Consider the following 10782-nt stretch of genomic DNA (forward strand, 5'->3'; position numbering starts at 1 on the left):
GTCAAATATATTGCCCATGATCGACCTCACGTTTTGGAATAAATTATTGCCAAACGGTTCCTTGTTATGCCATTCCGTTCATTATTTTCTCAATCTAGCAGCGGAATAACCTTCTAGCAAACTTAATTTAACATTTGACAAACAATTTGTTTGCATCCAGAGTCGAAGAGTGGACATTATATTTAACAGTCAAATCACAGAACAGCTTACAGGCCAACGGCGGTGAATCATGGAAACCAATATTGTAGAAGTTGAGAATTTTGTTCAGCATTCTGAAGAGAGACGAAGTAGCGCGTTTGCGCGTGAAGTTAAGCAGTATCTGGAGCGCTATCCCAACACGCAGTTCGTGGATGTGCTGTTAACCGACCTGAATGGTTGCTTTCGTGGTAAACGCATTCCCGTTGCGGGATTACACAAGTTAGAGAAAGGCTGCTATTTCCCGGCATCCGTTTTCGCGATGGATATTCTTGGCAATGTGGTCGAAGAGGCGGGATTAGGTCAGGAGCTTGGCGAACCGGATCGGACCTGTGTCCCGGTGCCTGGCACGTTAACGCCTTCGGCCGCCGATCCGGAATGTATTGCGCAGATGATGCTGACGATGCTGGATGAAGATGGCGCTCCCTTTGACGTTGAGCCGCGGAACGTACTTAACCGACTCTGGCAGAAACTTCGCCAGCGCGGTCTGTTCCCCGTCGTAGCGGTAGAGCTGGAGTTCTATTTACTCGATCGTAAGCGCGATCCCGAAGGTTATCTGCAGCCGCCGTGCGCGCCGGGAACGGACGATCGGAATACGCAAAGTCAGGTTTACTCGGTTGATAACCTGAACCACTTTGCTGATGTGCTGAACGATATCGATGAACTGGCCCGTTTGCAGCTGATCCCGGCTGACGGCGCGGTGGCTGAAGCCTCCCCTGGGCAGTTTGAAATCAACCTCTACCATACCGATAACGTACTCGACGCCTGCGATGACGCGCTGGCGCTGAAACGCCTGGTACGGCTGGTGGCGGAGAAACATAAGATGCATGCCACGTTTATGGCAAAACCTTATGAGGAGCATGCCGGTAGCGGAATGCATATCCACATCAGCATTATGAATAATAAAGGCGAGAACGTGTTAGCCGATGCGAATGGCGATGATTCCGCGTTACTAAAGCGTGCGCTTGCCGGGATGATTGATCTGATGCCTGCGTCAATGGCGCTGCTGGCGCCGAATGTGAACTCTTATCGCCGCTTCCAGCCGGGGATGTATGTTCCGACCCAGGCTTCCTGGGGGCACAACAACCGTACGGTGGCGCTGCGCATTCCCTGCGGCGATCGTGATAACCATCGGGTTGAATATCGCGTGGCGGGGGCTGACGCCAACCCGTATCTGGTGATGTCGACCATTCTGGCGGGGATCCTGCATGGTCTGGATAACGAGCTGCCGTTGCAGGAAGAGGTGGAAGGCAACGGCCTGGAGCAGGAAGGGCTACCGTTCCCGATCCGCCAGAGCGATGCGCTGTGGGAGTTCATGCAAAATGACAGTCTGCGTGAGTTGCTCGGGGAGCGTTTTAGCCATGTGTATCACGCCTGTAAACACGATGAACTGATCCAGTTTGAACGCCTGATTACCGACACTGAAATTGAGTGGATGCTGAAAAACGCCTGACAGGAAAGTGGCCCGGCGGCGTAATGTTTGTCGGGCCTGTCGCATTGTTTAGTCATTGAAAAAAAGAAGTCGCATCATGCGGTCTGAGCGGAGCCAGCCCGTCAATATTGCAGGATCACCTGCCATTTCCCGGATGTCGCGTAATGGAGCGGCTTGCGACAACGGGTCTTCAGATAACCGACAGAGTTTGTGACGAGGAAATGTGATGATGCCAATGTTTAAAAACCCGCCCCGCGTGAGCATCCATGGCTCCCGCAGTAAGTACGGACCGCATCTGTGCCGTGCAACATTGACGCCTTTCTTTTGGCTTTCCACCCCGACACGACCCAGGTCTGCTGTACCCACGTTTCGAACGCAGATCTGGGCCCGTGGCGGGGAGGAAAGCTATGTCGACTAATTCTTCTGTGGATCTCGCGGCCCAGCCGGGCAAAGCACAGTTGCGTAAATCCCTCAAGCTGTGGCAGGTGGTGGTGATGGGGCTGGCCTATCTCACACCGATGACGGTATTTGACACTTTTGGTATTGTTTCGGGTATCAGCAATGGTCATGTTCCGGCCTCCTATCTGCTGGCCCTGGCGGGCGTGCTGTTTACCGCCATCAGTTACGGAAAGCTGGTACGCCAGTTTCCACAAGCCGGTTCGGCCTACACCTATGCGCAAAAAGCGATCAACCCGCATGTGGGGTTTATGGTCGGCTGGTCGTCACTGCTTGATTACCTGTTCCTGCCGATGATTAACGTCCTGCTGGCGAAAATTTACCTTTCCGCGCTGTTCCCGGGCGTTGCGCCATGGATTTGGGTAGTGATGTTTGTAGCGATCCTCACCGCGGCCAATTTGAAAAGCGTTAATCTGGTGGCGAACTTCAATGCGCTGTTTGTACTGGTGCAGGTTGCGATAATCGTGGTGTTCATTGTTCTCGTGGTGCAGGGGCTGCACAAAGGCGAAGGGGTTGGGACCGTCTGGTCGCTGCAACCGTTTATCAGCCAGAATGCGCATTTGATCCCGATTATCACCGGGGCGACCATCGTCTGCTTCTCGTTTCTCGGTTTTGATGCGGTAACCACGCTCTCTGAAGAGACACCGGATGCCGCGCGTACCATTCCAAAAGCTATTTTCCTTACCGCGCTTTACGGTGGACTGATCTTCATTGCTGCCTCGTTCTTTATGCAGCTGTTCTTTCCGGATATTAGCCGATTTAAAGACCCGGACGCGGCGCTGCCGGAGATTGCGCTGTACGTCGGCGGCAAACTGTTCCAGTCTATTTTCTTGTGTACGACCTTTGTGAATACGCTGGCGTCAGGTCTGGCGTCCCATGCCAGCGTTTCGCGTCTGCTGTACGTGATGGGCCGCGATAACGTCTTCCCGGAGAAGTACTTCGGCTATGTCCATCCGAAATGGCGTACACCCGCGCTGAACGTCATTATGGTCGGGATTGTGGCACTCTCGGCCCTGTTTTTTGACCTGGTGACCGCCACGGCGTTGATTAACTTTGGCGCGCTGGTGGCCTTTACGTTCGTTAATTTGTCCGTGTTTAACCACTTCTGGCGTCGTGAAGGGCGTAAGCATACCTGGCAGGAAAAGTTGCACTACCTGGTATTGCCAATGGTCGGCGCCGCCACCGTTGCCGTACTGTGGGTGAACCTGGAGGTGACATCGCTGACGCTGGGACTGGTATGGGCTGGCGTGGGGTTGGTGTATCTCGCCTACCTGACCGGACGTTTCCGCAAGCCGCCGCCGCAGTTTGACGCCGCGAAATCTGAGCAAGCCTGGGAGTGATAGAAACTTCAGGTATTAACAACAGGGCGCGCCGTCAGGGGCAACCCCCTTCAGACGTCCGGTGACGGCGTGTCCTGCGGTATTTATTAATGTCGTGAAATGCGTGGGCTATAGTAAAGATGGCCGTTATTTCTCATCATTAATAACCGTGAGCGGGGGATGTGAATGAAGAAGATACTGATGCTGGTCGGCGATTATGTCGAAGATTATGAAACGATGGTGCCTTTTCAGGCATTGCAGATGCTGGGCCATCGTGTTGATGCCGTCTGTCCGGATAAAAGTCAGGGGGACTACGTTCAAACCGCTATTCATGATTTTGATGGGGCGCAGACCTACAGTGAAAAACCGGGTCATCGTTTTACGCTGAATGCAAATTTTGCCGAGGTGCGGGCCACCGATTACGACGCGCTGCTGATCCCCGGCGGACGTGCTCCGGAATATCTCCGGCTGAATCCGGATGTTATTAAGCTGGTGCAAGATTTCAACGCTGCCGGTAAGCCTATCGCCGCGGTCTGTCATGGACCTCAGCTATTAGCGGCGGCGGGGGTGTTAGAAAACCGGACCTGTAGCGCCTATCCGGCCTGTGCGCCAGAAGTTCGTCTGAGCGGCGGGCATTACGCAGATATCGGCATTGATCAAGCCCACGTGGATGGCAATCTGATTACCGCGCCTGCATGGCCCGCGCATCCGCAATGGCTGGCTAAATTTGTTGAAGTATTAATGAAGTAAGCGATGAAAAAAGTCGGTATAACCTGCCTCGTTATACCGACTGGACATATTACCTCTGTATGAGTGCGAACACCCCCCAACCAATGTACTCCCGGGTGAAGGCTACGTGGCGTGCTGGTGAACTCCTCAGTTGCTCTCTGACTTCCGGGGCAAATTCATCGTTCGGATTTGCCTCCAGCCACCGGCGCATCGTCAGCCATTTTGCCGCCTCGTATCTGTCCCAACCCTCCTGGTCAGCCAGCACCATTTCAACCACGTCATAACCGAGCAGGTCGAAAGATGAAACGAGCTCTGGCAGAGAAAGAAAATCGGTCACTGAAGTCGCGCCGCAAGCCTGGGCGATGCTCTCCGTTGCAGGCGTCTGACGCCAGTATGGTTCGCCGATGAGTATAATTCCGCCTGGTTTGAGACTTTGTTCCAGTTGTCTGATCGTTCCAGCGACGCCGCCGGCAATCCAGGTCGCACCAACGCAAGCGGCAATATCGAATTTTTCTTTGGCGATATAACCTGTTGCATCGGCATGAATAAAACGCACGTGCTCATTGACACCCAACTCTTTGGCCCGCAGGGTGGCTTGCTCACTGAACAGCCGGCTCATATCGATACCCACGCCGGAAATACCGTGATCGCGTGCCCAGGTGCACAACATCTCACCCGAACCGCTGCCGAGGTCCAGAATGCGTGTTCCCGGTGCCATCCTTAAAACCTGGCCTAACGTGGCGTATTTCTGTGCGGTGAACGGATTATGAATGCGATGTGCGCTTTCGCTGATGGTAAAAATCTTCGGGATATCCATCTCTCTCTCCTTAGCGATTATCAAGTTGGGCGCGAACGTTGTTCAGGCCGGTCGTATTAATACGGTAGGGCTGCCCATTGACGGATTTGATCAGTTTTTTGGTTTTGAGTTTTTTGAAGACGGCGAGCGTGCAGTCGGTCAGCAACAGCCCTTCGCGGCTGTAGCATTCGACGGAAGTGACGCGGCCAGAGGCATCGCGGACGTGAGCAATACGGCCACCTTTGGCGAGAACGTGTAAGGTACGTTGTTCCTGACGGGATAAATTCATACTGGAAAACCTGTTTAATCATCATGTGCAAAACGTGCAAACACACAGCGGTGTCCGCATTCGAATTCGGCGCATTGATAACCAGTCCGGCCTGAAAAGGTCGGGAAGCTGATTATCAGATGATTACATTCTCCAGCATCAAAGCCTCGGGTTGAGTTGAAAGGTATTTACATGCTGAATCATACCTGCAAGAAACAGTAGGGGAACCTCCTTATAGTGGAAGTGTGATCTGTAACGAAAAATTGTATTTCTTTTATTTAATGACTTTTTAATTCTCGTTATGTAAATCGCATTTATTCATTAAATTAATTTAATGTTTCAGCGTCGCCAGAAACGCTATCGGTAGCCATACAGCATTGCTTTTTTATCACCTCATTGATTAGTATGGTTTACTCTTTTTGCTGGTTAATTTTGTTCTTTGATAAATGATCCTTTATCATAATTGTGGTTTTAAATGAAATTTGCAATTTAATGTTTTTAAGAATTTTCTTAACGTGGCTAAGTGTGTATACTCGGTCCTGCAAGAAGCGCTTCTGTTATCATTAAAACTATAAGTATGTCCTTAACACCCGTATTACCTCTGCCCTGAATCTCTTCTCGGGGGAGAGGTTTTTTTTGCCTGCATATTATTTGGCTTATCGTCATAAATAGAAATTTTAATATTATCGTTATTGATATTCAACATTATTGGTTACGACGATTTAGCTCTACTGACCTCTACGGCAATATTGAAATAGTATCAGCCTGAATCTATTTCATAGTGAATAGTATAATTCTGGCTATGTTTATGTGGGTATTATATAACTTTCCTTATAACTGCCTTTTTTTCAGCGCGATAGAAGTTTTTTGCTTTTGAGGTAATTGTGATTTTGTTCACGGATTTTAGTGCGCGAAGTGGCTATTTGTAGAGAGGTGCAAACGGTTGCATGTTGCTGATACAGTATTCGTTCATTAAAAAAATATCGCGATGGTATGTCTTATGCCAGTACAGAGTACAGGAATCTAAATGATTTCTATTATCTCATAGGTATAGGGATGCCGTTTATGACTTCTGTTAGCTTAACACCATGGGAAATAGCAGTAAAAATAGACAGGGAATATGATTTTATCAATCAGAAAGGAGTTTTTTAATCGCAGGTATAATCACTGGCCTTTTTATCTTCCTTTATATAAATCGTTGTCGTAATGCCCATAAAATCAGCGTTCTGGGATGAGCGCTGATTTTATTTGGTTCTCAGATTATTTACTCCACGCTGCATGCAGAACACCTCTCGCAGTACCTCATAAATGATACATTAAAGGATCTCCTGGAATGGATATTGTTGAACGCTTTATTAACTACACGAAAATCAATACCACGACATCAAGGGAAAATGGCGCTAATGGGATAATGCCTTCTTCTCCTGGTCAAATGGAACTGGCAAAACTGCTTGCAGCAGAACTTGAAGCATTAGGAATGGAAAACATTGAGGTCAGGGATACCGCTATAGTGACGGCAACCTTACCTGCAAATACCGATGACACGATCCCGGTGGTCTCTTTTTTTGGTCATCTGGATACCAGTGCGGAACAGACGGCAGACACCAAAGCACAGCGCCTGCATTATCACGGTGGGGATTTATGCCTGAACAAAGAGCTGAATATTTACCTGCGCGAAAGTGAATTTCCGGAACTGAAAAATTATATCGGTGATGACCTGCTGGTGACCGACGGGACCAGTCTGTTGGGCGCTGATGATAAAGCAGCCATCGCCGCGATTATGAATGCTCTTGAGTATCTGGTCGCACACCCGGAAATAAAACATGGGCCAGTAAAAGTGGGTTTTGTCCCGGATGAGGAACAGGGCTTGCGTGGCGCAAAAGCGTTTGATGTTGCCGCGTTTGGTGCTGATTTTGGCTATACCCTGGATTGCTGCGGTATCGGTGAGTTTGTTTACGAGAACTGGAATGCGGGCGATGCGGAAATCATCTTTACCGGCCAGTCCGCACACCCGATGTCGGCCAAAGGTAAGTTAAAGAATTCGCTGCTGATGGCGCATAAGTTTATTGCCATGCTCCCAGGGGGAGAAGCGCCTGAATATACGGAAGGGCGCGAAGGGTATTACTGGGTAAAACAGCTACAGGGTAACAGTGCCCGCACGGTACTTAAGCTGGATATCCGCGATTTCAGTGAAGAAGGTTATAAGGCGCGTATGGCGTTTATTCGCCAGCTTGCCGTCAGCACCTGTGCCCTGTGGGGGGAAAACAGCGTGGTCTGTCATTTAGCCGATCGCTACGCGAATGTGTTGAACAGTTTGCAGGGGGACGCTCACTACCCGATTGATATTGCATTCCGCGCGTATCAGAAATGCGGCATAACGCCCGCACCTGTCGCCATGCGTGGCGGGTATGATGGCGCGGTACTGTCGCAGAAAGGATTGCCGTGCCCGAATATTTTTACCGGTGCTCATAACTTCCATTCAATTTATGAGTATCTGCCGGTGCGTTCTCTGCGGGCCGCCAGTGATGTGGTGGTGGCGGTGATTGAGGAAACTTATACTGAGTTCGCGCAGCGGAGAGCTCAGTCATGATTCAGGTGTTAATCGCACTTCTGGTTATCGTGGTGGTCGCGCGTCTGATTCTGAAAGGTTATCGCGCTGAACCGGTGCTCTTCATTGCGGGTTTAGTCTTGATGATTTGCACCGCGTTAACCGGATGGGGGTCCGTATTACCGAAGGGGGTTGCCAGTACGGGAATTTCCTTTCTCGATCCTTTCGAGGTAATGCGCGATCTCTTCAGCACGCGCGCCGCCGATCTCGGCCTGATGATCATGGCGTTAATGGGATTTGCGCATTACATGGATCATATCGGCGCAAATGAGGCGGTCGTGCGGGTAGTAACGAAACCCTTACGGGCGCTGCGTTCACCCTATGTGCTCCTCTTTTTCTCCTACCTGCTCGCCAGCCTCCTGCAGTTGGCCATTCCTTCTGCAACCGGGCTTGCCGTGTTGCTGATGGGGACCATGTTCCCCATTATGCTGGGGTTAGGGCTCTCAGCGGCCTCGGCTGCCGGGGTCATTGCTACTTCGCTTGGCGTGGCTTACACCCCGACGGCAATCGATGCTATCAGGGGCTCTAAAGCAGTGAATATGGATGTAGTGGAATATGTTGTTTACCACCAGGGTCCCGCCGCGCTGGCAACGGTTCTGGTTGTCGGCGTGTGCCATTTTTTCTGGCAGCGGCATTGCGACCGTAAAGCAGGGACGTTACCGCGGGAAATCGGTAGCGCAGAAGTGACTGATTCAGGAAAATCCCCGGCTTTTTACGCGCTGCTCCCCATGCTTCCGATACTGATGGCAGTAGGATCATCCGAAATGTTCGTCAGGGGTATCAACCTGAATATTATCACCATTGTCCTCATTTCAATGACCATCTGTATGCTGATTGAATGGCTGCGAGTGCGTGATTTAAAGTCGGTCTGCGAAGGTTTCAGCCATTTCCTGAAAGGAATGGGCACTGCGTTTACCGGTGTGGTTGGACTGTTGGTTGCGGCAGGGGTTTTTGCTCACGGAATTAAAGTCATCGGTGCGATCGATCAGCTCATTCTGATGGCCGAACACGTGGGATTACCGCCGTTTGCCATGGCGGTAGTATTTGCGCTGGTGACGCTGGCCGCGGCGATCATTATGGGGTCGGGGAATGCGCCATTCCTCGCCTTCGTTGAGCTCATCCCGCAAATTGCCGCCAGTATGGGCGCTAACGCCGTTGCCATGATCCTGCCGATGCAGCAGGCATCGCATATGGGACGGGCCATTTCACCGGTATCCGGCGTCGTGATTGCCGTTTCCAGCGGAGCGAAAATAACCCCATTCGATGTGGTGAAGCGTACCGCCGTACCGCTGATTGTGGGGTTCGTTACTCACACTCTGATCATCGGTATTTTCTATTAACCGTTCCAGCGACAAGCCAACTTCCGGTTCATTGAATCCGGATGTTGGCTTTTTGAATTAGGCGAAATTTAAACGCGTTAATATTACTGATACCTGTATAAAAAGCCTGGCCTGCTGCTGTGAGGCTGTCTGTCGCTCAGCGGAGGATAGAATGCGATTCCATTAGGATGTTTAATGGCTGTTTAGCGTTGAAATGGGTGTTTGTCTGGGGTGTCTGGTCAAAACTATCAGGATATTTCTTCTAATCAGCAATTTTTGAAGTTTTATGATGATCATATTTTTAACAGTAGGTGGAATTGATAACCTGTGAGTATTATTAGTTTTTATCTTTATCGTATAATTCTTATTATTTATCGCTGAGCCATCCGGGCATCAATGATTAATAAGAGTGATGTGTTAAGTTTGCAATTTTATTACATAGGGATAAATTAATCTGGATCATATTTTGATGTTTTTAGTTGTAGTATTTTTTAAAATGAAATAATGCAAGATTTACATGTGATAATGATTTATTTGGGCAGGTTTAAGTGGTAAGGGATTCAGGAAAAGTTAGTACGTTACGACACCATTATCAGGATGACCTGGAAGCGTTTACCTGGAGTGCATTGGTAGCAATTGGTATCGCAATACGGGACCGTAAGATTCATTCTAAAATGTCAGAGCATCTTTTTATTATGCAATGGCTGGCCATCGCTAAAAAAAGAAAGCTCTTCTCAAGGAACGTAATCAATGAACTTCAATGGCTAATTGATGAAGGCAAGAAAAAAAGCCTCAATGCACAACTTAAATTTAAAATAGAATATCTATACTCGACTTCGAGTGGCGATGTATCGATGCAGAACGACTATTTTAAGTTTACTCATACGATTGAGGTGTTGAGAAATAATGGCTGGGAAAGCTTTCTGCTTACGCCAGAGAAATGGCGAGATCTGCATGAAAAGATTAAGGTAAGAGAAGGTAATTTTATTTTTATGGATGACACTCGGCTGCAGGCGTGTTTTGGCGTGCAGGGTGAGATTGTCAAACCCTTCTGTATCCGGGTATATGGCGATGTTGAGTTTGCAAAGTTAACGTTCATTAAACATAACCTTCCGGCTGAATTTGTAAAGCACGTTTCAAATGAGTTTTATCACTTCCATTTTCTTCTGGTAAGTAATGCTTAACTGACGATGTGAACAATGTGCTGTTAATGCAAAGAATAGATTGATCAACTTGTAAATTTATCGGATAGAAACCACGCGCCAAGGACAGCGAATGTTTACTCGAAAGTTAGTGATTGCCAACGAATGGATAAGGTTGTCTGATATTCCAGACAGTGTGTCCATTTCTTTTCGGGGCGTTCTCGAGATAACTGAAAGTACAGGTGTGCCAGACGCCAGCACGCCGTTGTTACGTTTAGAAAATGAAATGGCACCGATCACCGTCGATTCGTTGTCCTGGGTGCGGGTGCCTGTCGATAGTCAGAAAGACATTACCGTTTATATCCATAAATAATATTAATATTGAATAGTTTTGGCCTTATTTTTGCCAATGTTAGAGGGCTGCTGTTTATCGCAGTATGTCCCCCTGAGTAATTAATTTATTACGTGAGAATGAATGCGGAAACTTTCTAATAATTAATCATTTTACAGGTTAAGGT

9 protein-coding genes are annotated in these 10782 nt (G+C 48.9%); 7 read left to right on the forward strand and 2 right to left on the reverse strand.

The annotated features are described in order from the left end of the window. The first annotated feature begins 229 nt into the window (after positions 1 to 229). The 3 genes from KQJ19_RS19670 (at position 230) to KQJ19_RS19680 (ending at position 4152) form a co-directional block, all read left to right on the forward strand. Complete coding sequence (locus KQJ19_RS19670) at positions 230 to 1648, forward strand: glutamine synthetase family protein (RefSeq protein ID WP_046276299.1); 1419 nt, start codon at positions 230 to 232, stop codon at positions 1646 to 1648. A gap of 386 nt (positions 1649 to 2034) precedes the next feature. Continuing rightward, on the forward strand, positions 2035 to 3423 hold the full coding sequence (locus KQJ19_RS19675; RefSeq protein WP_016151916.1) for an APC family permease: 1389 nt from the start codon (positions 2035 to 2037) through the stop codon (positions 3421 to 3423). Between the two features lie 165 nt (positions 3424 to 3588). Then, a complete protein-coding gene (locus KQJ19_RS19680; RefSeq protein WP_049281633.1) occupies positions 3589 to 4152 on the forward strand; it encodes a DJ-1/PfpI family protein in 564 nt (187 codons plus the stop codon). Positions 4153 to 4201: 49 nt separating this feature from the next. On the opposite strand, the gene KQJ19_RS19685 is transcribed toward KQJ19_RS19680, so the two are convergent. Together KQJ19_RS19685 and KQJ19_RS19690 are read right to left on the reverse strand one after the other, a co-directional pair. Next, positions 4202 to 4948, reverse strand: coding sequence for a class I SAM-dependent methyltransferase (locus KQJ19_RS19685; RefSeq protein ID WP_216404024.1), 747 nt, complete (start codon positions 4946 to 4948; stop codon positions 4202 to 4204). A 10-nt stretch (positions 4949 to 4958) separates the two neighbouring features. Beyond that, complete coding sequence (locus KQJ19_RS19690; RefSeq protein WP_014882342.1) at positions 4959 to 5216, reverse strand: YjhX family toxin; 258 nt, start codon at positions 5214 to 5216, stop codon at positions 4959 to 4961. Positions 5217 to 6528: 1312 nt separating this feature from the next. Between KQJ19_RS19690 and pepT the strand changes: the two genes are divergently transcribed. The 4 genes from pepT (at position 6529) to KQJ19_RS19710 (ending at position 10637) form a co-directional block, all read left to right on the forward strand. After that, a complete protein-coding gene (gene pepT, locus KQJ19_RS19695; RefSeq protein ID WP_016155790.1) occupies positions 6529 to 7785 on the forward strand; it encodes a peptidase T in 1257 nt (418 codons plus the stop codon). After that, positions 7782 to 9143 carry a C4-dicarboxylate transporter DcuC gene (gene dcuC, locus KQJ19_RS19700; RefSeq protein ID WP_016151934.1) on the forward strand — a complete coding sequence of 454 codons (1362 nt, stop codon included), beginning with the start codon at positions 7782 to 7784 and terminating at the stop codon, positions 9141 to 9143. Before pepT ends, dcuC begins: the two co-directional genes overlap by 4 nt. A gap of 527 nt (positions 9144 to 9670) precedes the next feature. Then, positions 9671 to 10306: a DUF2913 family protein gene (locus KQJ19_RS19705; protein WP_016151935.1), complete on the forward strand. Its 636-nt coding sequence runs from the start codon at positions 9671 to 9673 to the stop codon at positions 10304 to 10306. A gap of 91 nt (positions 10307 to 10397) precedes the next feature. Then, entirely contained in the window at positions 10398 to 10637 is a 240-nt protein-coding gene (locus tag KQJ19_RS19710) for a hypothetical protein (RefSeq protein WP_016151936.1), read from the forward strand. The last annotated feature ends 145 nt before the right edge of the window (positions 10638 to 10782 follow it).

Origin of the sequence: Citrobacter sp. S46_ASV_140 (assembly GCF_018919545.1) — a bacterium.
In the GTDB taxonomy this organism is placed as follows: domain Bacteria; phylum Pseudomonadota; class Gammaproteobacteria; order Enterobacterales; family Enterobacteriaceae; genus Citrobacter; species Citrobacter braakii.

Excerpts from the sequence above, each read along its gene's own strand:
- KQJ19_RS19670 (WP_046276299.1), top strand. The coding sequence starts at position 230 with ATGGAAACCAATATTGTAGAAGTTGAGAATTTTGTTCAGCATTCTGAA.
- KQJ19_RS19675 (WP_016151916.1), top strand. The coding sequence starts at position 2,035 with ATGTCGACTAATTCTTCTGTGGATCTCGCGGCCCAGCCGGGCAAAGCA.
- KQJ19_RS19680 (WP_049281633.1), top strand. The coding sequence starts at position 3,589 with ATGAAGAAGATACTGATGCTGGTCGGCGATTATGTCGAAGATTATGAA.
- KQJ19_RS19685 (WP_216404024.1), bottom strand. The coding sequence starts at position 4,948 with ATGGATATCCCGAAGATTTTTACCATCAGCGAAAGCGCACATCGCATT.
- KQJ19_RS19690 (WP_014882342.1), bottom strand. The coding sequence starts at position 5,216 with ATGAATTTATCCCGTCAGGAACAACGTACCTTACACGTTCTCGCCAAA.
- pepT (WP_016155790.1), top strand. The coding sequence starts at position 6,529 with ATGGATATTGTTGAACGCTTTATTAACTACACGAAAATCAATACCACG.
- dcuC (WP_016151934.1), top strand. The coding sequence starts at position 7,782 with ATGATTCAGGTGTTAATCGCACTTCTGGTTATCGTGGTGGTCGCGCGT.
- KQJ19_RS19710 (WP_016151936.1), top strand. The coding sequence starts at position 10,398 with ATGTTTACTCGAAAGTTAGTGATTGCCAACGAATGGATAAGGTTGTCT.